This window comes from Anaerovorax odorimutans DSM 5092 (genome assembly GCF_000426305.1).
Taxonomy (GTDB): Bacteria; Bacillota; Clostridia; order Peptostreptococcales; family Anaerovoracaceae; genus Anaerovorax; species Anaerovorax odorimutans.
The window spans coordinates 192,207-214,754 of record NZ_KE384518.1; the positions used below are offsets into that span (position 1 = coordinate 192,207).

At 33.9% G+C, this 22,548-nt stretch carries 17 protein-coding genes; 3 read left to right on the top strand and 14 right to left on the bottom strand.

The window, feature by feature from the left end; translation table 11 throughout:
* Window positions 1-223: 223 nt before the first annotated feature.
* Window positions 224-406 (top strand): hypothetical protein, encoded by a 183-nt coding sequence (locus K292_RS0113635; RefSeq protein ID WP_027400297.1) that lies wholly within the window; start codon window positions 224-226, stop codon window positions 404-406.
* A gap of 91 nt (window positions 407-497) precedes the next feature.
* On the opposite strand, the gene K292_RS0113640 is transcribed toward K292_RS0113635, so the two are convergent.
* The 3 genes from K292_RS0113640 to K292_RS0113650 form a co-directional block, all read right to left on the bottom strand.
* A complete protein-coding gene (locus K292_RS0113640) occupies window positions 498-1,910 on the bottom strand; it encodes an S-layer homology domain-containing protein (protein ID WP_027400298.1) in 1,413 nt (470 codons plus the stop codon).
* A 76-nt stretch (window positions 1,911-1,986) separates the two neighbouring features.
* On the bottom strand, window positions 1,987-2,646 hold the full coding sequence (locus tag K292_RS0113645) for an S-layer homology domain-containing protein (RefSeq protein WP_027400299.1): 660 nt from the start codon (window positions 2,644-2,646) through the stop codon (window positions 1,987-1,989).
* Window positions 2,647-2,735: 89 nt separating this feature from the next.
* Window positions 2,736-5,144, bottom strand: coding sequence for an S-layer homology domain-containing protein (locus K292_RS0113650; RefSeq protein ID WP_027400300.1), 2,409 nt, complete (start codon window positions 5,142-5,144; stop codon window positions 2,736-2,738).
* 209 nt (window positions 5,145-5,353) lie between these two features.
* Here K292_RS0113650 and K292_RS0113655 point away from each other — a divergent pair, with 209 nt between their 5' ends.
* On the top strand, window positions 5,354-8,227 hold the full coding sequence (locus K292_RS0113655; protein WP_027400301.1) for an S-layer homology domain-containing protein: 2,874 nt from the start codon (window positions 5,354-5,356) through the stop codon (window positions 8,225-8,227).
* A 132-nt stretch (window positions 8,228-8,359) separates the two neighbouring features.
* Window positions 8,360-9,880, top strand: coding sequence for a DUF1846 domain-containing protein (locus tag K292_RS0113660; protein WP_027400302.1), 1,521 nt, complete (start codon window positions 8,360-8,362; stop codon window positions 9,878-9,880).
* Between the two features lie 105 nt (window positions 9,881-9,985).
* On the opposite strand, the gene K292_RS0113665 is transcribed toward K292_RS0113660, so the two are convergent.
* From K292_RS0113665 to tadA, 11 genes are all read right to left on the bottom strand, one after another.
* Complete coding sequence (locus K292_RS0113665) at window positions 9,986-11,479, bottom strand: S41 family peptidase (protein WP_027400303.1); 1,494 nt, start codon at window positions 11,477-11,479, stop codon at window positions 9,986-9,988.
* A gap of 25 nt (window positions 11,480-11,504) precedes the next feature.
* Complete coding sequence (locus K292_RS0113670) at window positions 11,505-11,933, bottom strand: DUF1934 domain-containing protein (protein WP_027400304.1); 429 nt, start codon at window positions 11,931-11,933, stop codon at window positions 11,505-11,507.
* Complete coding sequence (locus K292_RS0113675; protein WP_027400305.1) at window positions 11,902-12,978, bottom strand: D-alanine--D-alanine ligase family protein; 1,077 nt, start codon at window positions 12,976-12,978, stop codon at window positions 11,902-11,904. The genes K292_RS0113670 and K292_RS0113675 overlap by 32 nt, the downstream gene beginning before the upstream one ends.
* Before the next feature lie 14 nt (window positions 12,979-12,992).
* Window positions 12,993-13,910, bottom strand: coding sequence for an Hsp33 family molecular chaperone HslO (hslO, locus tag K292_RS0113680; protein ID WP_027400306.1), 918 nt, complete (start codon window positions 13,908-13,910; stop codon window positions 12,993-12,995).
* Between the two features lie 170 nt (window positions 13,911-14,080).
* Complete coding sequence (locus tag K292_RS0113685) at window positions 14,081-15,853, bottom strand: phospho-sugar mutase (protein WP_027400307.1); 1,773 nt, start codon at window positions 15,851-15,853, stop codon at window positions 14,081-14,083.
* A 143-nt stretch (window positions 15,854-15,996) separates the two neighbouring features.
* Window positions 15,997-16,668 (bottom strand): stage II sporulation protein R, encoded by a 672-nt coding sequence (gene spoIIR / locus K292_RS17295; RefSeq protein ID WP_051280771.1) that lies wholly within the window; start codon window positions 16,666-16,668, stop codon window positions 15,997-15,999.
* Between the two features lie 116 nt (window positions 16,669-16,784).
* The gene (locus tag K292_RS0113695) at window positions 16,785-19,169 is read right to left on the bottom strand and encodes a DUF3794 and LysM peptidoglycan-binding domain-containing protein (RefSeq protein ID WP_027400308.1); all 2,385 of its coding nucleotides are present in this window, start codon (window positions 19,167-19,169) and stop codon (window positions 16,785-16,787) included.
* A 139-nt stretch (window positions 19,170-19,308) separates the two neighbouring features.
* Window positions 19,309-19,971: a GntR family transcriptional regulator gene (locus K292_RS0113705; RefSeq protein WP_027400309.1), complete on the bottom strand. Its 663-nt coding sequence runs from the start codon at window positions 19,969-19,971 to the stop codon at window positions 19,309-19,311.
* Window positions 19,972-19,990: 19 nt separating this feature from the next.
* Entirely contained in the window at window positions 19,991-20,944 is a 954-nt protein-coding gene (gene ispE, locus K292_RS0113710; protein WP_027400310.1) for a 4-(cytidine 5'-diphospho)-2-C-methyl-D-erythritol kinase, read from the bottom strand.
* Between the two features lie 62 nt (window positions 20,945-21,006).
* On the bottom strand, window positions 21,007-21,849 hold the full coding sequence (locus K292_RS0113715; RefSeq protein ID WP_027400311.1) for an Ig-like domain-containing protein: 843 nt from the start codon (window positions 21,847-21,849) through the stop codon (window positions 21,007-21,009).
* A gap of 2 nt (window positions 21,850-21,851) precedes the next feature.
* The gene (gene tadA, locus K292_RS0113720; RefSeq protein ID WP_027400312.1) at window positions 21,852-22,322 is read right to left on the bottom strand and encodes a tRNA adenosine(34) deaminase TadA; all 471 of its coding nucleotides are present in this window, start codon (window positions 22,320-22,322) and stop codon (window positions 21,852-21,854) included.
* Window positions 22,323-22,548: the final 226 nt, after the last annotated feature.

Sequence of the window (22,548 nt, forward strand, 5' to 3'; positions counted from 1 at the left end):
TTGCAGGCTCACCGTCTTTTCCTCTGATATATATTCATTTATCATATATTATAACAGAGTATCACAATATGTCTATTACAGACAGATTACAAGAATGTTAACATTCAATGCAAAAAGTTTTCAATCAATAATTCACACATACGGTTTACATGGAATAAGATGTATAAAGCGACAGTTTTATAAGCTTTTATAACGCTATATATACGCACAGGGAAGGATGAATATGATGTGTAAAGATTTACCTAAACCATGTGATGAAATAAATAAAAATACAGTTAAAGAGAAAAATATAAATATAACTTTGGATAACGAGGGAAATGCTTTTGTAAATGGAAACAAAATGCACAGAGAAGATTTAAATAACGGGATCAAAGTTTTTCTTTTTAAAGATAGTGAATTAGAATAAACCATAACCAAATAATCAAAGATTATAAAAGGATGATTAGCCTTGCCAATCATCCTTAATCTGTTTTTGTTTATTATTAAAATATTTTACCTTATTTTTGTATTACTACAACAGAAGCCATACCTTTATCTTCCAAAATATTATAAGCTCTTATCTTAACATCTTTTTTAATATCACTTTGCTTACCTACAGTATATTCATCTCCATCATCAGAAAGAACATATATAGAAGCGTTATTTGCAACTTCAAACTTAGTGCTGCCACTTTGTAAGGTTACAACTCCGTCTTTGTAGCTTTCCACTTTTTGTGTGAAAGTGGAATCAGTCAATTCCGCAAAATCTTCATGATGTCCTGAATCACTTGCTTTGTACATTTCCTTTACTGCACCGTTTTTGGTAACCATTTCATATATATCACCCTTTAGGAATTCAGCGTCTGAGCTTGGCAGTCCTGTAATACTGCTGTCCTTTGTAAGCCAATTCACTTCTTTTCCTGCTGAAAGAGAATTTATTACACTTACTTTATCACCGCTTCCATTTAACATACTTGATACAGAATTGATCACGCCATATACTCTGCCGCTGAAACCTACATCCATAGGAATAACCATAGTTACGATTTCACCATCTGCCATATTATAAAAACAAGGGGTTTGAGTATTCTTGTATTTATTCACAGTATCTAGTTTATAATTGGATTTATCCGTTGACAAAGTCATCCCTGACTTATAATCTGACTGTTTTCCGTAAGTATATACCACAACATCTTTGCTGATTTTCTTCCCTGAATAAGCAGTCATGTTATCATTAAAACTGCCTGTTCCAAATGTCAGCTTTGTAACCCCCGGCTTAAATTCTCCACTGTTTGAATCAGTATTTTCTCCTGCTTTTTCTGAATTTGCTTTTTTTATCTCATCAAGAGCATTATATGTCAAATGTGCTGCTGCTATTTTTGTTGCAGGATTAGGAAGCTTTTCCACTTCACCCATATCAGCAAATAATTTGACTTCCTCAGCTTTTTTCATATAATTTTCAGGCCATGTTCCTTCTAATGACTTATCACTATATCCTGCGGCTCTTAGGAGCATTGTAACCATTTCTTCTGTTGTTACCTTATCTGCCGGAGCAAACTTATTTCCGCCAATGCCTTTTGTAATGCCTTTACTTACTGCATATCCTACATATCCATCAGCCCAGCCGTAACCTCTCATATCAGAGAATCCGCTCTTTGGTACTTTCTGTGTAGCTGTTCCCACTACTTCAGAGGATTCAGGATTCATAGCTTTAACTACTATTACACACGCCTGTGCTCTTGTAAGTTTATCATTTGGATGAAACAATCCATCATTGTCGCCTGTAATGATTCCTTTATCCATCAAATCTGTTACTACTTTTTCATAGGTCTGTCCTTCAATATCAGAAGGTACTGCTGCAAATGCCATTGTAGTTGCGGCCAATGCTACAACCAAAGCAAATACTAAAGTTTTTAAAAATCGTTTTTTCATTTTTCTTTTCCCCTTTTTTATTTATTATCATATTTTTCCAAATAGCCTTGTTATATTTTAATTTTGTCAGCACAATTTACTTTTCATCTTCTTTATCTTTATCGGTTGTGCTGCTCTTTGGCATAAATCTATACATAAGCTTTGCCATATCTCCTCTTGTAGCCGGTGCACTCCAATCTGTTACATATACATCGCCCATAAGGTTATACATATTTGCGTACTTAATATAGTTATCAGGCCAGCTGCCCATATTTTCAATTTGTGATACATCACTGTTTTTTGATCTGATCAAAAGGGTAATCAATTCAGCATAGCTGATATTCTTATCAGGGGAATATGTAGTTTCGGTTGTCCCTTTAATAATACCTTTATCAGATAAAACGTTTACAGAACCTCTCGCCCAGTCATAGCTCGCTGTATTTAAATCTGTAAATTTATTTTTGTTTTTTGCTGTTTCCGCATCCTTCTCACGATTTGTCATTTTTGTAAGCGCCACTGCAATTTGCGCCCTTGTAACTAACTTCTCCGGCTTAAATGTTCCATCGGGATATCCTGTAATAATCTTTTTATCGATTAACTTCTTTACCGGAGTAAACAGTTCAGTATTCACAACATCCTGCGGATAAGCAGCCTGTGAATTCCACTGATTATAATCTATGTCCGCAAAAGCAACCGCCCCTGAAGCAAAAACTAGCGAAACAGCTAAAACCGTTGATAATAATTTTTTCTTTATCATAATAATAAATCTCCTTCCACTACCAAATTACCGTTTTTTTCTATGTTAATATTATATCAAAGCATGATTCAAAGTCCATTACATATATATTACATTTCAACAATGCATGGATATAGGTATACATCATCTAAATCTGATTCCTTAATAACGTTTCCTTTAATATCTGTAGAATATTCTTCAAGAGGTCTTACAATTCCTCCTCCATCAGAAATAACTGTAGTCTTTTTGTCAGTGGCTTTTGATGTCATTCTATATATATATTCCCACACATCGTCAGTGCCGGAGTTATTTGAGTTCATTACATCAATAACCATAACATAACCTTTAGATGTTTTCATCTTTTTCTGTCCTGAAAGTTCTTCATGAGATAATGATTTCACTATATCTTGACTTGCTGCTGTATCTGACATGCCAACCGCATCTGAGCAGCTGTCTTCAAGCCAAAAAGAATTTTTTAACTTTCCTATGTTCCTGCCAATCAAGCTTCCGGCTCCATTATCACCTGTTACTTTCCCGGCTCCGTATACATTTTTAATAGTCCCTTCATTTTTTCCTGCAATGCCTCCAATAGAATTTGTACCTTTAACTTTCCCCGAATTATAGCAGTTATTTATTTCCGTTCCATTGGTTCCTGCAATTCCTCCTGCATAACTGTTAGAGGTTACAGATCCTTCATTATAGCATTTTGTAATCACGGCTCTGTCATTTTGAAATGCTGTTATGCCCCCTGCTTCCACATTTCCTACTACATTACCTTTATTATAGGAATACTGTATAGTACCTTCATTACTGCCTGCAATTCCGCCTCCGCTTCCACCTGTTACAGATCCTTCATTATAACACTCTGTAATGGTTACCTTTCTGCCTTTTACATCTCCTACAACTCCGCCATTAACGCCGCCGCCTGCAATAAGACCTTTATTATAACAATTTTCCACGGTTATTTCCCCTGAATTTGCATCAATATATCCAATAACTCCGCCTGATCTGTAAGAGCCTACATTAACATCTCCTTTATTGCTGCAATTTTTAACAACGGGATCTCCGTCAACGTTAACATAAATTGTACCTATCACACCTCCGGTTCTTTCTTTTCCGTTAACCTCTCCAACATTTACACAGCTGCTTATTGTATCCTGTGATGCATATATGTATCCTGCCACACCTCCCGTACTACTGTCGCTGCCTGTTACAGTTCCTTTATTTATATTACTTACGAGAGGTTTTTCGCTGTAGCCTACAATGCCTCCTGTATATGTTTTACCTGTTACCTTTGCATCCTCACCTAAGATACAGTCTTTTATTGTTCCCAGATTATAAGCTGCAATGCCTGCCGTATATCGTCCTCCTTTTATAGTTGATTTATCTACAGTCAAAGAAACAACAGAGGCATTTTTTCCAAGATACCCGAACAAAGCTGTATTTGCTGCGTAAGCTCTTTCGCCCCCGTCAGATCCCACACTTCCTCCTTCAAAACCTATAATTTCCAGTCCCGATATTGTATGCCTATCCCCATCTAAGTAGCCTTTAAATGGATTTTCCTCTGTTCCGATGGGCTCAAAGTTTCCTTCGCTCCAATTCTGCTCCTTTGAAGCTATAGCAGGTACTCTGGTTGCAAAGTCTTTGGTTATCTTTATATCGTTTGTAAGTATATAAAAAGCTGCTTCGTTTGCATGTACTCTCAAGTGATTTAGCTGCTTCTCTGTGGATATCTGATAAGGATCATCCTTTGTTCCGTCTCCCTTTGTAAAAGCTCCATCTTCAGCCTTATGAATTTTCAAACAGCCACTCATTGCCAATTCATCAGCATTTGCTGCAATAATCTCTTCTTTTTTACTTATATTCAATAATATAGTTGTTGCTTCTGCTCTTGTTATTGCATTTGTAGGACGGAAATTACCTTCTGTGTCACCCTTCATATAACCTTTTTTGAACATAATATCTACATAAGGATATGCCCATTCACCAATTTGGTTTTTATCCTTAACAGATTCTGCTCCCTTTGCACCTTCGGGAACATTATTGACTTGAATAACTGAAGCGGCAACCTTTGCGGCTTCCTGTCTGCTCATCATCTTTCCTATTCCAAATGTGCCATCTTCATAGCCTTGTGTTAAATTCCCTGCCACAGCAATTTTTATTGTAGGGACATACCATTCATCTGCCACCACATCTTTAAATTTAAGATTTACATTGCTCGCATCAGGAGTTTGTGTAAGTACATTTGTAATCAATTTAAAAAATTCTTCTCTCTTTATTAAATTATCCGGTAAAAACTTTCCGTCAGGATAGCCATTAACTATTCCCAATTTTACTGCCTCTTTTATATTGGTCTCTGCCCAATGTCCCTTTATATCTGTAATTCCTTCACTCTTAGTTGTAGTATTATCACTATTTGTATTAACATTATTATCTGCAAAACTCATATTTAGTCCAACGGTCATAACCATAACTATGACCAATAAAACAGATATGCTTTTTCTTCTATTTATCTTCATTATTATACCTCCCTCTTTTCTTAACATTATAGCTTCTGCTCTTTATAGTGTCTAGTGAAATTATGGTAATGTAAATTTAATACATTTTACCTTGTTTTAGATAGTATGAAATGTTAAAATTTAGTTATTATACTTTATAATAGTTAAAGATTAATGTGTGGTGTATATGTTAAAATTAATTTTATTAAATCATTAAGGGGAAGTTTAAAATGAAAATGAAGAAACTTAGTTGCTTATTGCTAGCTTTAGTAATGATATCTACTTTATCATTACCTATGAATGTATCAGGTTACAGCAAGTTTTCTGACATAAGAGGACATTGGGCAGAACAATATATTAACAAAGCTGTAAGCGAAGGTATTATTGAAGGTTATAAAGATGGTACATTTAAACCTAATAATGCTGTTACGCGTGCCGAATTTATCAGTATGGTCAACAGAGCGCTTGGGTGTACGGGCACGGCAAACATTACATTTAATGACGTATCCTACAGTAAATGGTACTATAGTGATATTACCAAAGCCATTGCAGCTACTTATGTGGCAGGATACAGCAGTACATCTTTTAAACCGAATAATCCTATTTCGAGACAAGAAGTTGCAGTAATGATTTCAAGGTTTGTACCTACTCACGGTTACAACGGTAATCTTAGAGCTTATTCGGATTACATGTCTGTCAGTAATTGGGCTTATACTGCATTTTCAAAAATAAACGGTAAAGGATATCTTGGTGCTTATTCCGACGGAAAACTGCACCCTCTGGATTCTCTTACTCGCGCACAGACTGCTAAAATCCTTTGTGATATTGTAGATAAAGAAAACATTGTTACTTCTGATCCCGTGGTAAAAAAAGACGGCACAAGACTGAGTAATAAAATTTATTCCAATAATGTAACTATACATAAGTATCTTGATGATGATGATATGAGTTTGGAAAACTGTGTAGTATTGGGAACGCTAAAAGTTCAAGGCGGAGGAACAGATACAGTCACCGTAGAAAACTGCCGTATAGCAAACAGTGATGTGGATAAAAGCAGTGAACCTGTAAGAGTACTAGCTATGGGAGAGACCACAATTGTAAATCTCTCAGCTTCCAATGACTCCATATTGCAGACGTCTGGCCTAGACAACGGAACCTATGGGCTTGGTTTTGCTAAAGTAAATATTAATAATTCCGCAGATACTACCTTGCGTGGCCGTTTTCCTAAAGTATTTATATCAGGCACTTCATCAGATACCACACTAGAGTCTGGTTCTATTGATGAATTAACTGTGGAAAATTCGGGAAAAAGGTCAGAGATTACCATAGACAGCGACGCAAAAGTATCTAAAGCGGTAGTCAATGCTGAGAGTTCTTTTAAAGGCAGCGGTACTATATCAGAAATGGATATTAATTCTGATGATGTAACATACGAAACAAGGCCAAAAAAAGTATCTGTTAAATCAAACGTAGATGATCCTGAAGAATCAGATTCTGGTCTGACAATAACCTTTGATCCCTCAAACAAAGAAAAAAGGGTGGATTTGGATACGGATATTACTATAAAATTTAATACTGCTGTGACTAAATATAACGGTAACAAAATTTATGATTCCGATATTTCTGATTTTATTTCTCTCAGAAAAAGCAGTATAAGCGGAAGATCTATATCTTTCGATGCTTCTATAAACAATTCAAAGAGAACAATAACTTTAGAACCTGACGATGATCTTGATGATGATACTAAATATTATATTGTCATAGACAGCCGTTCGGTGAAAGATTCTGACGGGAACAGCAATTCTCGTGAATACAGCTATTTTTATACAGGAGATTCAACAGATGATGATGACGATATTTCATTTTCACCTTCTAACAAATCAACTTCTGTTTCCCTTGATCCTGACATTTCCATTGAGTTTCCCGAAGCAGTGGTAACTTACAGGGGCGGAAAAAGCCTTTCTAAAGCTGATATTGATGATATCATTTCCTTTGAGGATTCAGATGGTTCGGATATTCGCTATGATGTTTCAAAAGTTACTTCTAAAAGAATTGTAATTACTCCTAGACATGATCTGGATGTAGGCACAAGATATGAGGTAAGCATTAATTCAAAATCATTAAAATACGCTTCTGATGGTGACACTGTTCCTGATGATTCTGTATATTGGACTACTGAAGGGGATCCAGCATTAAGCAATTTCAGTACGTCTGCATACGAAAAAAGTGTAAAAGTTTCTGCAAAGTCCAATTTGTGGGGCAGACTTTATGCGGTGGCAATATCAACAAGTGCCAGCTCTCCTTCTGCATCTCAGGTAGTTTCGGGGAGAGACGGAAACGGTACTTCTGCAGTCTCTGCAAATAATGTAAATATTTACGAGAATAGTTATGCTACTGTGGAACTAACCGGACTTAGCACAGGAACAACTTATAAGATTTATGCTGTTTTAAAAGATGATTCGGGAAATCTATCAAGCATCAGCTCTGCTACAATAACAACTAAAGAAAGCTCTACTCCTACCCCTACACCTCCTGCGGAAACAACTACTGATATTAAACTGTCAAAATTAACAATTTCTAATAGTGAAAATTTTAATTTCAGTCCTACAGTTTATACTTATAATAATGTCCTTGTGCCTTATGGTACTTCATCAGTAACAGTTAGCGCAGATGCAGGAAATTTTGTAGGAACACTTACTGTAAACGATTCTAAAAGTCCTGCAAAGGTTTCTATTGAAGATGGAGAAGCAACTGTTACAGTATCAATTAATGAGCTTGACAAAACACCGAGGGAATATACGGTGCATATTAAAGAAAAAGGTTCTGCTGATCTTTCAAAAATATCCATTAACGGTACTGGTTATACTATAGGAGATACTTTTGCTTTAGCTTCACCTACAACTTCAAGTGTTACTTTAAATGTAGAAGCTTCTGACAGCAGATCTTCTATAACAATAGATAATAAATCTGTTGATCAGGAGGAAGATATCGTGGTTACATTGAGTATCAGTGAAGATGCACCAGCCATTACTTTAAAAATTACATCCTATGATGGCCTTGTTAAAACTTATCCAATTAAATTTTCCAGACCTTCCGCACCTTAATGAAAAAAATTAAGGAAATTGCCTATTTTTAAAAACATAAATCTTTCTGTTGTATGCTATATCAATTTCTGCTATAATAGGCACTGTTGTTTTTTTAAGATAGAAAGGTTTTTTAGAAAGAGGTGAGGTAAAATGACTTTAGAAAAAATAGGTTTTGATGCACACAAATATATTGAGGAACAATCAAAATTTATTCTGGAACGCATTAATGCCGGGAACAGTGAAAGGCTTTATCTGGAATTTGGAGGAAAATTGGTTCACGATAAGCATGCCATGAGAGTTCTTCCCGGATTTGACGAAAATGCTAAAATAAAATTATTGGAAAAATTAAAAGATCAAGCGGAAATTATTATTTGTATCTATGCCGGGGACATTACAACAAGTAAAACCCGACAAGATTTTGGAATTACTTATGATTTAGAAGTTTTAAGGCTGATTGATATTTTCAGAAAATATGACTTATCCATAAACAGCGTTGTTATTACCAGATATGAAGATCAACCTGCTGTCAATATGTTTATTAATAAATTAAACAGAAGAGGGATTACCACTTACAAGCATACTTTCACAAAAGGTTATCCAACTGATGTAGATACCATAGTCAGCGATGAAGGTTATGGCGCAAACCCAAGAATTGAAGTAACAAAACCACTTGTTGTTGTTACAGGTCCGGGGGGCGGCAGCGGAAAGCTTGCTACATGCCTTTCACAGCTTTACCATGATTATAAATTAGGTAAAAAAGTTCGATATGCGAAATTTGAAACATTTCCTATTTGGAATCTTCCTCTGAAACATCCTGTAAACGTGGCATATGAAGCAGCAACAGCGGATCTTAAAGATGTAAATATGATTGATTCTTTTCATCTAGAAGCGTATGGTGAAAAGGCCGTTAATTATAACAGAGATTTGGAGGTATTTCCCGTAGTAAAAAGAATTATAGAAAAAATTACCATGCAGGAGTCGGAATATAAATCTCCTACAGATATGGGCGTAAATCGTGTAGGCTTTAGCATTACTGATGATGAAGTTGTAAAAAAAGCATCAGGACACGAAATAATAAGAAGATATTTCATTGCACAATGTGATTATAAAAAAGGAAAAATTGATGAAGAGTCGCTGGAACGTTCAAAACTGCTAATGGACAATTTGGGACTTTCTGTTAAAGACAGAGCTGTAGTACAGCATGCCAGAGACTATGCAGAATATAAAAGAGAATGTGATAAAAGATATGAAAATGTAGTCTGTATGGCTATTGAAATGCCTGACGGTTCTTTTATTACAGGAAGAAGCTCAAGAAGAATGGTTGCCGCAGCCGCAGCAATTTTAAATGCTATAAAGCAGCTTTCAGGTATTTCTGATGATATTTATTTAATATCACCTAATGTTTTACAAACTATTCAACATTTAAAGACTGACATTCTGAGAAATGAAAAATCCAGTCTTAATTGTGAAGAAGTTTTAACAGCTCTTACTATTTCAGCAACTACTAATCCTTCCGCACAGGTTGCCGTTGAGAAATTATTATTGCTTCAAAGATGTAAAGCTCACTGTACAGCAATATTAAGTGACAGGGATGAACAGACTTTAAGAGATTTAGGTCTTGATGTAACATGTGATCCTGAGTATTTAACAACTAACTTATATTTTAATTAAAAAACTAGCCACGCTCTAACACGTGGTTTAACTTATAATAAAAATGACACTTAATATTAATAAGTGTCATTTTTATTTATATTGTCCTTATATTTTTATAACAATTTATTTTAACTTGCTAACTTTTCCTTCTTTAATAAGCTTTATAGCTTCTTCAAGCTGCAAGTCTTTATCGTCTGTTATGCCATTAATATAACTTAAAGTTTTAACTTCTATCTTTTTCATTGTTGTATAATCCAATACTCCATATGGATTTAATCCCTCTTCACTTTGAAATTTACGAACTGCGGAAACAGTCTTATCATCCATTACACCATTTACATCAACGTTATATCCTATTAACAAAAGTCTCTGCTGTGCACCATATACATTTAACCCTGTATCCCCTTTCTTAGGCTTAACCTTTTCTATCATTGGGGCAAATTGGGAATATATTTCTTTTAAAGTATCTGTATCAACACCAATTGCATTTTCTACAGTGTAATCGGGAGTTATACCTACATGATCTATAGTCTCTTTATTCGGTGTTAAAAAATAGTACATGGATAATTTCATTTTTGCTTCCTTCGATACAGAAACAACTTGCTGTGCAACACCTTTTCCAAAAGTTGTAGTTCCTACCAAAGTAGCTGCATCATTATCTTTTAAAGCTCCTGCTAAAATTTCTGATGAGCTGGCACTTCCTCCGTTTATAAGAAGTACTGTGGGATAAAAATCTTTTGTATTTCCTGAAGCTGATATAGTTTCAACTGTTTCTCCCTGGTGAACAAGATGCGTAATATATCCTTCTGGCATTAGCTGGTCTGCAATCTCTGCTGCTGTATTTATAAAGCCTCCGGGGTTATTTCTAATATCTATGATAAAAGAAACTGCTCCTTTTTTAAGAAGATTTTCCTTAGCTTTACTGAATTCTAAATTTGCATCCATATCGAAGCTTGTTATTTGTATATATCCTATATTGTTATCAAGCATTTTATAATTTACAGCTGTAGTTTTTATCATTTGCCTTTTGAGAGCAAAGTTTGATGTTTGTCCCTCATAACTTACTGCTATATTTACTACAGTATTTTCCTGGCCCCTAAGTAAATCAACAACCTCTAAAAGATTCATCCCTGTAGTATCTTTACCGTCTACTTTTATTATAATGCTTCCTGCCATTATTCCTGCTTCCTCAGCAGGGCTTTCTGCCATAGTAGATACAATCTCACATTGTCCATCTGTTTCCTGAAGCACTACCCCTATACCGGAAAAAGTACCTGAGACGGCATCTTCAAATTCACTGCTTTCAGCTTCTGTTTTATAGTAAACGCTATAAGGATCTCCAAGTGAATTTATCACTCCGTCAAAAGCTCCATTCACAAGCTGCTCTGTAGTAACAGCATCCTTATAATTTTTTTGAATATACCTTATTAAACTTTGTAAAGTATCCGTTTCTGATTCTAAATATTGCTGATCATCTTTTTCCGCAGCATAAACTACTGTTCCTTCAAAACCGAGCATTGGAAGAAAAGCTATAAAGGAAAACGATGTTATAACCATTGCAATAACTATTATAAGTGCTATTAATTTAGCCATTTTCTTAGTCTTATACGGATTCATTTTTTATCCCCCTTGTTTTTTATTTTTAAATTATAACAATATCCAGTTTACTTCGTCCCTCAGAAAGTCCACGTAAACTTATATGATAATCGATATTTAAAGATCCTGCCGCTTTGGATTTTTCAATATTATTTTCAATACTGTTTGTTAAAACCTCCATTTCAACAGAACCATACGGAGTATCATAATACCCTTTAAAACGCTTGCCTTTTTCAAATTCGATCTCTGTATCTAATTTTATATTTGTACCAAAGCGTTTCATTTTAATTATGTCCCCTGTAATTTTTAAGCTTGTAGTACAGCCTTCCATTCCGGAAAATTCACTCTCATCATATAATAAATAAATGGATTCACCTTTTTCATAATATTTTCCTTCTGTTATAAATTCAAGCTTATCCTCTTCAGAATCTCCCGACATTTGCTTACCTGTTATCTTTAGCATGATATCTTTCATATCCTAACTCTACAATCCTTTCAATAATATCCGGGCATGAAACTCCTGCCTCTTCCCATAATAATGGAAACATACTGAACTTTGTAAATCCCGGTATTGTATTAATTTCATTTAAATATATCTTATTTGTTTCTTTTTCCAAGAAAAAGTCTACTCTTGAAAACCCTGCACAATCAATAAGCTTATATGCCTTTACTGCAATTTCTCTTATTTCATCTGCGGTTTTTTGGGGAATATCAGCAGGAATACAGATTTTAGACTTTCCACCATCGAAATATTTTGCTTCATAGTCATAAAATTCCGCTGATGGCAAAATCTCTCCTACTGCTGCAGCCTCTGCATAAAAATTACCTACAACTGCTGTTTCAAGTTCTCTGCAATTTATATACTCTTCTATAATAAGTCTTCTGTCATATTTCATTGCTTCTTTTAAAGCGTGCTTTAATTCTTCATTGCTTTTTGCCTTTGTTATCCCCACACTTGAACCCATATTGGCAGGTTTTACAAATACAGGATATGGTAGGTTTTCTTCAATTTTTTCTATTGTTTTTTGAAAATCATTATCCAATTCTTCTTTAAATACTGCAATATGTTTACATACCGGTATACCGGCTCTCATAAATATTTCCCGTGCAATAAGTTTATCCATTGCAATTGCCGAACCTGTTATTCCACACCCTCCATATGGTATATCTGCCATCTCAAGAAGACCTTGAACAGTTCCGTCTTCTCCGTATGGACCATGTAATATAGGCAGAGCAAAATCAATCAATTCTTTTATAGACTTGCCTCCTGCTCCTAGTATAGTTATGTTATATTTATCAGGATTTTCTTTTAACGCCTTTTCTGCTTCTTCCTGCCAAGTACCATCTTCAACATGATCTGCATCTCCGTCGTATAATAACCATTTACCTTCTTTTGTTATGCCAATTTTTACTATTTGAAATTTATCCTTATTAATAGCTCTTATAACAGAAGCTGCTGACATCAATGAAATCGAATGTTCTCCGGAACGTCCTCCAAAGATTATTCCTATTTTTTTCATATAAAAATCTCCTTTTATTGCCTACATTCATTTAACAAACGTGTTAAATGTTCTTTGTCAAAATGATATTTTTTTTCACAAAACTGGCAAACTAATTCTGCCTGCCCATCTTCCTCTATTATATCCTTTAAATCTTTTTGTCCAATGCTGATTATTACTTTTTCCAATCTTTCTAATGAGCAGTCGCAATTCCAGCCAAGCTCTCTGTATTCCAAAGGTTCTACTTGATATTCTACCGGTAATTTTATGAAAATATTTTCCAATAAAGCTAAAATCACTGCTTCGGGTGTTTTTCCTTTTGAATTGGCAGTAATATCTTCAAGCATACCACTTATTGGCGGCATTTTATCTAAAAGTTCTTCCAATGCATCCACAGACTTTGGATCTGCTTCCGGCAACATTTGTATAATCATACCTCCTGCTGCAATCACGCTTCCATCCACATCAATCTTTTCTGAAAGGGCAACTGATGATGACTGCTGCTCTGATATAAAGAAATATGCTGTTAAATCGTCTGCAACTTCACCGGTAACAAGGCCTATTTTTCCAATGTATGGCTCTTTTAATCCTAAATCCTTAATTACAGTTAATTCACCAATTCCCATAGCACCACCAACATCAAACTTACCATCTCTAAGAGGTAATTCTATTTTAGGATTGGAAATATACCCTTTAACACTGCCATCACCTTTAGCAGTTGCCAAAATCTCTCTTGCAGGTCCATCGCCTTTGAATTGTATCGTAAGCTTATCTTGTTCATTCTTAAGAAGTAATCCCATGAGCCCTGCACCTGTTAATACTCTGCCCATTGCAGCTGTGGCAAGAGGCGAGGTATCATGGATTTTTCTTGCATCTTCAACCATAGTTGTAGTAATCGCAAGATATACACGAAAAGATTTACTTTTATCTATTGCAATCAACGCCTTGTTCATTATATAAGGTCTCCTTTAATTATATTCATTTTCTTTTATTTTAACAATGTTAATATGTTAATATATTATATCATGTCTTTATATTCTGCAAGCCACTTATAACTATTAATTATATAAAAATCACTCTGCCCATTACTTCCTTTGGATTAGGCAAAGTGATATATATTTTTTTAATTCTTTTTTAATATAAACTCTGTCAATTCTTTTTTCATTTCATTAATGATATAAACAGATTCCTCATTTGTTTCTCCTTTTGATGATAGATAAACTTTCAATTTTGGTTCTGTTCCTGATGGACGTATTATGAAGCTACTTCCATCTTCTAATACGTATTCTAAAACATCAGCTTTGGGGAGATCTATAGGTTTTGTTCCTACAGCTAAGTCACAATGTCCGCTGCTACCTAAAATCCTGCGAACTGATGTTTGATAATCGGCTATCTGCACAATTTTTTTGCCAATTAATTGTAGGCTGAGTTTTTCTTTGAATCGGTTCATAATATCCGACATCTCTTTCATACCTGCCGCACCTTCAAACATAAATTCAATAAGATCATTTTTGTAATAGCCATACTGCTCATAAAGCTCTTTCAATCTATCTATTAATGTTTGGCCTTTTGATTTATAATACGCAGTCATTTCACATATGAGCATGGACGCATTTACCGCATCTTTGTCTCTCACATATGATCCTGATAAGTAACCATAACTTTCTTCAAAACCAAAAATAAATCTGAAATCTTCTTCTTTTGATTCTAAAATTCCAATTTGCTCGCCAATAAACTTAAATCCTGTAAGTACGTCAATCATTGAAACTTCATAGTGTCTTGCCACATCATCTGCCATTTTACTTGATACTATTGTTTTCATTGCAATGGGATTTTCAGGCATTTTTTTATAATTTCCCTTTGCATCAATTCTTCTTTGACAAATAAAATCAAGTAATAAAATACCCACTTCATTTCCCGTAATAAGTCTCAACTCATCTTTTCCTTCATTGGTATGTCTTACTGCAATACCAACTCTGTCACAATCGGGATCTGTAGCTAACAACAGGTCTGCATCTTTTCCTAATTTCTTGCACAAAGAAAGACCCAATTCCAAGGCTTCTTTCTTTTCAGGGTTAGGATAAGGACATGTAGGGAAATTTCCATTAGGTAATTCTTGCTCTTTTACTATGGAAACTTTTTGTACTCCAATCATATGTAATATTTTTCTTACCAGCAAATTTCCAGTTCCATTTAAAGGAGTATATACTACTGAAAGATTTTCACAGCCTACAGGTCCAGTACTTTCTTTTTTTACTCTTTCCAAATATTTGTCTGTAACTTCATTGGGAATCATTTCTAATTGTCCATCACCCATTTTAACATCATTAAATATATCAATTTTTTCTATTTCATTATATACCTCTGCTGCTGCCTTAAGGGTCATCTGGCACCCTTCATTATTGTATACTTTATATCCATTATACTTTGCAGGATTATGACTTGCTGTTACCATAATACCTGCCACGCATTTATAATATCTTACTGCAAATGAAAGCGCCGGTGTAGGCATTAATTGTGAATAAAGATATACTTTAATATTATTGCCCATAAGTACCTTTGCTGCTTCCATTGCAAACAAATGTGAGTTAATTCTGCTGTCATATGCAATGGCAACAGAAGGGATATTATCTTTATTTTCTGAATCAGCCTTACTGTAATGTTTATTAATATAATTAGCTAGACCTTGTGTCGCTCGTCTTACGGTATATATATTCATTCTATTGGTTCCGGCTCCCAAAATTCCACGAAGGCCGCCGGTACCGAATTCTAAATCTTTATAAAAGTCCTCATAAATTTCTTCATCGTTTTTTAATAATAAAAGTTCTGATCTCAAGTTATTATCTAAATCTTCATAATCTAACCATCTATTAAATTTTTCAATAGCTTTTTTCATAATCTTCCCTTTCATACGGAATAAAATCCAATATATATTCTAATTATTAATTCCGCTCTTATTGTACCATATATTTATTTTAAAGGAAAAAGAAAAGTGACCCCTTAAGGTCACTTTTGTTCTCTAAGGTATTATAATTTAATTTATTTTCTATCTAGTTCATCAATTAATTCTAATGATTTAAATTTTAATTTTAAAGTTACAGGCTTTCCATCATTTTTTAAGATCACATCATATTTCGCATCAATACAATCAGTATTAATTGCAGTTTCAGGGTTTGCTTCAGTTGGCTGTGATACACCGATTAAGCATAATGGAGGGAATAGCACACACCACCAGTTTTGACCCTTGCCTTCTCCGATTATAAGATTTAAAGCTTCATAATTTCCGGCAGGAAAAGTTACATCTCCATATGTCTTTTCCGGAATCCAGCGTACTCCAAGTTCAGCCTTTACTGTATAATCATAGCCATTCTCTTTTACGATTTCTTCTGCTGCTGTTTCTATATCCTTTAAATTTTCTTTTATGTACTCCCTGGATTGTTCAATATTTAAATTGGCAATATCAGAATTTCCATCATGCCTTGCCATAGCTTCTACAGCTAAATCTTTGTTTACTTTAACCAATACGCCATCTCTGACTTTTAATTTTAATGCCTGATCTTCTTTAGTATCGCTATTTGCGATAACATGAAAACGAATAAAATCTTCATTGCTCAATGAATTTTGTTTATTGTAAACATTCCAGCTGGTATATAAAAGTATTGTTATAATAACTAATGCAAATATTATAATTTGCTTTCTCCTAATCTCCATAAAAATCCTCCCCACAGATTGTTTTGTTATTTTAAGTTTTACCAAGAAGAGGTTTTTTATACAAAAATAATTGAATTTTATGCAATACTTTAAATTTAATAATTTTATAACCTTTACTAATGACTCTTTGATACGATAAGTAGTTTTGTTCCCGGTTTAATTTCATTGGCATATTCTAATTCATTTATTTTTTTAATTTCATCTATTGTAGTTCTATATTTTTTAGCGATTTTCCAAATATTATCTCCGTCTCTTGTTATATATAATATAATACTAGGTGCTGTATGGTCTCCCTCTGGCATTTCAATAAAGCTAACATTCTTAATAAGTTTATGCTTTTCTTCTTTTGACACGGTTGTGGTTAAAGCAATTCCTGCATTTACTTCTATCTGTCTATTATTGATTTTATCAAACCAAATATCTTTTAATGTAAGTTGATTGCTGCTTTGCATATCCGGTTTTGCTCCCGGTATATCGATACTGCTTCTAAATGGTATTTCCTTTTTTAAATTAAATGCAGTTTTGTTCTCATCCTCTGCAATACAAATAAGATTAATAGTAGCTAATCCTTCAACAATACTTTTGCCTTCATCTACTATTGAATTTGTTTCTTTAATATCTCCGGACATATATGCAATTCGATCCACCGCACCATTTTTTTCAGGAACATTGATTATCTCCCTTACGGATACTTCAGAAGCACCGCTGCCGCTCAGGGACATGAGACCTAATTCTTCAGTCTCATACTGTATATCTTTTACGTTATGATATACATCTGTAACAATTTCCTTTTCTATATTTTGATAAAGCTCTACTGATGTATCAATTATGGATTCAAGATCAAAACTTGTTGCTTTTCCGTCCTCACTTTCTTTTTTAGCTAAACTAAAGCTATTTATATCAAAATCAACCTTGCTTCCCACTAAATTTTTACTTTCTGTATCTATATCATCTGATAGTTTTATAAATTGAGTAAATTCTGTCTTTCCTTGGAACAGAACAGGTTCAAGTGGAATTTCTGCACTTTCTTCGCTTGATTTTAAAGATTCTTTTTGTGATTTACCTAAATACATAACATTACAATAAATAGATGCGTTAATTACTGCTTTTTCTTTTGATATCTGTTTATGATTTTCTACTACATTAATATCTGATTTTAAAATTGTATCAATTTCGGGCATGGACTCTTTTAAAGCTAATTCTTCTTTGACTTCCATTGTCTGAGATTTTCTTAATGCCACGTCTGTAACACGAATTTTTTCTTTCAACATTTGAACTTCTTCGCCTTTTACGCCTTCGAAAAGATCTACGTCCAAATTACCGTATTCTTTTAACCCTAACGTAACTTCAGATTTTATTCTGACTTTACGTTCATTAATAACTATATATTCAATACTGTCAATTTGTGGTGTTATCACAAGATTTGAGTATGGTGCGGCTCCTACATTACATTCGCTCTTAAACGGAAGCTTTGATTCAATGCTTATAATCTGATCTCCATTATCACTTGTATCAGGAAGATATAGTGTCTCTACAACTAAATCACCTGTAACTTTTACAGAATCGGCTCCATTTTGGCTTACTGAAACTTCTTTTTCCGATAATTTAATTTTTCCATCTACTGCAAGTACTGTAGATAAATCAGGTTTAACATCCGGTACGAGTATATCTTCTTCTATGTATACCTTTGTTTTCGGCTTATCTTTAATATCTACAAGTTTTAACTTACTGCTTTCTAATGATCCAACCAATGGAATAATTTTTACCGGTGCTACCTTACTTGGAGGCGCTGATACCGGAACAGCCTCTGGCTCTTCTTCTCTTGGAGGTGCTGATGCCGGAACTTCCTCTGGCTCTTCTTCTCTTGGAGGTGCTGATACCGGAACTTCCTCTGGCTCTTCTTCTGAATTTGAAACTGTATCAGCTGTAGTTTCTTCCATAGATTCTGCATCTTTTGGATCTTCAGCTTTAATACTCTCCACAGGTTCAGGTTTTATTGTCTCTTCTGCTTCTATTTCTTCTTTCGGCATTGCCGCCATTGTTTTTTCCTCTTGTATTTCTTCTATGGTTTCTACCTTAGCTGTTGCTTCTACATTATTTTTTTCTTCACGTTCTGCTATAACTTTTTCTGCTGTGTTAATTTCTTCTATAGGTTCCGGCTTTTCTTTTTCTTCTACTTTTATTTCCTCGTCTATTTTTATTTGTGATATTTTTTGCGGCATCAATTCTATTTCTTTAATTGGTTCTATTTTTTCATTTACAAGTTTCTCCATTGAAGGAGGAGAAACAGAGGCAATATTGTTACTTAAATTCGAGTCTAGATTTAAAGCTGGAATTTCATGTTCTTTTATAACCGACTCTGATGCACCTAAAATTCTATCGTAAGCTGTTGGGTCAAACTGATCTGCTTCACTATTATCTATATCTGGTGCTTCCCGAGCGGGTTTTAATGCATAATCAGGAATATTTTCATACTCAAATGGTTTTTTTTCGTATGTCATGGTTATTTCCCCCTCTATTTTACCTAAAATCAATTGTTACAGTGTATTCATCAAAAAGGCTTGTTATTCCATAAAAAAATGAAACAGCAATATAACTTTGCTGTTTCATTGTAATTTTCCCCTTTATAGGCATAAAATTTTATTCGAAACTTTCATCTTTTAATATCATTTCTTTTAATTTATCAATATGATTTACTGCTCCAAATCTTGCAGTTTCCTCTTCACAATTTAAAATTGCGCTATAAATAATTTTATGTTCTGCAGGCATTTCTTCTGCTCTTTTAAAATCTTTAAAATAGATATACCTAAATCTTAGAACTAGTTCTTGCAATTGTTCTACCATATGCATAAGATAATTATTTTTGCAACATTCTACTATATAATGATGAAATCTCGTGTCACTGCTGATCATTCCTGCCATATCTCCTGCTGCTACTGCCCTGTCAAAATCATCAGAAATAGATAAGAGAGTTTGTTTTTCTGTATCATTCATTCTGGTAGCTGCAAAATAAGCTGCAAGACCTTCTAAATTACCCCTAACTTCAAGAATGTCTACCATATCTTTGACAGAAACTTCTGAAGCATAAGCACCTTTTCTCGGCTCAATTGTAACCAATCCTTCTTTTTCAAGTTTACGAATGGCTTCTCTTATTGGTGTCCTGCTTACCCCCATATCTTCTGCCAGTTCAATTTCCATCATCCTCGTTCCAGGCTTAATTTTCCCTGTTAAAATTAAACTTCTTAATTCTTCGTATACGATTTCTCGTAGAGGTCTGTGACTTTGTATATCAAAGTTTAACATAAAATTTTCTCCTTTCTGTTTATAGCAATTTGACTAAAAAGGTTTCATCATTAATCTCTTTTAATTTACTATATATTCTTTTTGCCTTATTCTTATTGAAATATAGAGAAAAAACTGTTGGACCACTACCGCTCATAAGTGCTTTATGTCCTTTTTGTATCTCTTCAAATTTGTTCTTTGTATACACAATGACAGGATACTCTTTTAAGCTAACACTTTCAAGTACATTTATCAAATTTTTCGAAATTTTATAAAAATTGTTTTCTTTTAAACCTTTAACGAGTTGGTTTGTGTTTGGTCTTTTAGTAATTTCATTTAATTTAAGCTCTTTGTATACTTTAGCAGTTACTACACTAATAGGAGGTTTTGAAAGCACTACCCATGCAGCAAGCCCATTTATTACTTCAAGCTTTTCACCTATTCCCGACGCTATGGCACAAGTCCCTATTTTTCCTTCTTCTTTCAAAAATTCCAAATTTGTATTTAAAGCAGCTTGTCCCATAATGCAAAAGGGTACATCGGCTCCTAATTGTTTTCCTAAATCCATAAGATCTTGAATATTTAAATTTAAGTTCCAAAGTTTGGATAAGGCATGAATTACCGCTGCTCCATTTGCACTACCTCCTGCAAGACCAGCTGCCACAGGTATTTTTTTATCTATATCTATAGTTATGATTCCTGAATCTCTCTTATATTTTTCACACATCAATAAAGCTGCTTTATAAGCTATATTTTTATCATCTGTAGGAAGGTATTCTAAATTTGTTCCTAATTTAATTATAATATTATTTTTTTGATTTTGTAAGTTTTTATCATCTGAAAATTCTAAATTTTCGTAATAAACTTTTACCGTATCATATAAATCAATTTGCTGCATAACCATAAGTACTTCATGATAGCCATCGGAACGTTTTCCTAATACATCAATAGATAGATTAATCTTAGCATAAGCTTTTAATACAATTGAGTTCATATTATTCCCCTTCTTGCAAAAAGCGGGCGAATGACTTCGCCCACTTTATAATTTTATTTCTCTTATTTTTTCTTTTTATTTTTATTCTTTCCCGTCATATTTTTAGGATTTGTACTTTTAGATTTTCTTTTTTCTGCTTCTGCTTTTCTTCCTGTTATATAAGTACTTCCTGTCTCCGAAATAGGCTTTGCCCTTTTAACTCTCTTTACATTAGGGTCATTATTTTGTTGTGCCTGATTTTCTTCTTCTATCTCTATATTTTCAGAGCTTCTTTTAGCTCTTCTTTCTCTTTTATCTTTCTCTTTTTGAGTTTTTGCAACTATTGCTTCAACTGATTTCCCTGTTTCTTTTGCTACTTTATAAGGGTTAACTTTGTCAGCTTCATTCTTTTCTTCTTCTTCTTTTTTCATCTGCCTTTTCATAGCCCTTGAGGAAAAGAATAACATAGCTACAACCATTAGACCCATTATAAGCATATTTACATTCATATCTGTTTTTGTATTTCTTGTTTCAAAATTAATAATAACATCTTCGCCAAGTTTATCTCCATTTGATGATTGAAAATCACCGGATAGAGTAAATGTATACTTTGAATTTTGCTCTAAGTCCTTATCTACAATTACCAAAAGATCCTTTGGCTTTGACTCCGTATGTAGAAGTTTTAGTGAGATAGGTTTTTTATCTTTTCCTGTTAACTCCATACATGCCTTATTCGCCTTTTGTATATCTTCCTTTGCTACATCTTCATTAAAATGTAATTTAAATGCCACACCTATCGGCTGAAGCCCTCCTGTTCCATCTTTGGGATAGCTGTCAACAAGCTCAAGCCCTGAAGCAAAACATGCTGAACAGGAAAATATTACGATTAAAATTGAAAGGCTTAATATTATGCCTATTCTTCTCATAGTTACTCCTCCGATTTCTTCTTCCTTAGTTTTTTAAAAAAAGTTTTCATTATCTCTTCACACTGTTTTTGTTTAATTCCGGTTTCTATTTCCACATAATGATTTAATCTATCATCTTGTAAAATATTCATAAGTGAACCGCACGCCCCTGTTTTTTTATCCATAGTACCAATATACACTTTTTTTATACGTGAAAGGACAATAGCACCGGCACACATTGAACAAGGTTCCATAGTTACATACATATTACAGTCTAAAAGGCGCCATCCTCCTAAATTTGCAGCGGCCTCTTTAATTGCAATAATTTCAGCATGACTTGTTGGATCCTTCATAGATTCTGTTCTGTTATAACCTCTGCCGATAATATTTCCATCTTTTTCTATAATGGCTCCTATAGGTACTTCTCCTATTGAAAAAGCTTTTTCAGCCTCCTTTAATGCTTCCTCCATTAAAGATTCTTTATAAATATTCATAGCCTTTCAATTTTATCATATTAATTAAAATTTTTCAAATAAAATATTCTTTTATCAGCTCACGTTTCATATTATCTATTTATTATTATTAATCATAAGAATCATTAAAACTATGACAACAGCTGTCCAAGCATGTTTCAATGGTTCCCACCTCTCAGCAACGCTGTTTCAATCATAGGAACCATTATAACATGACAACAGCTTTCCAAACATGTTTCAATGGTTC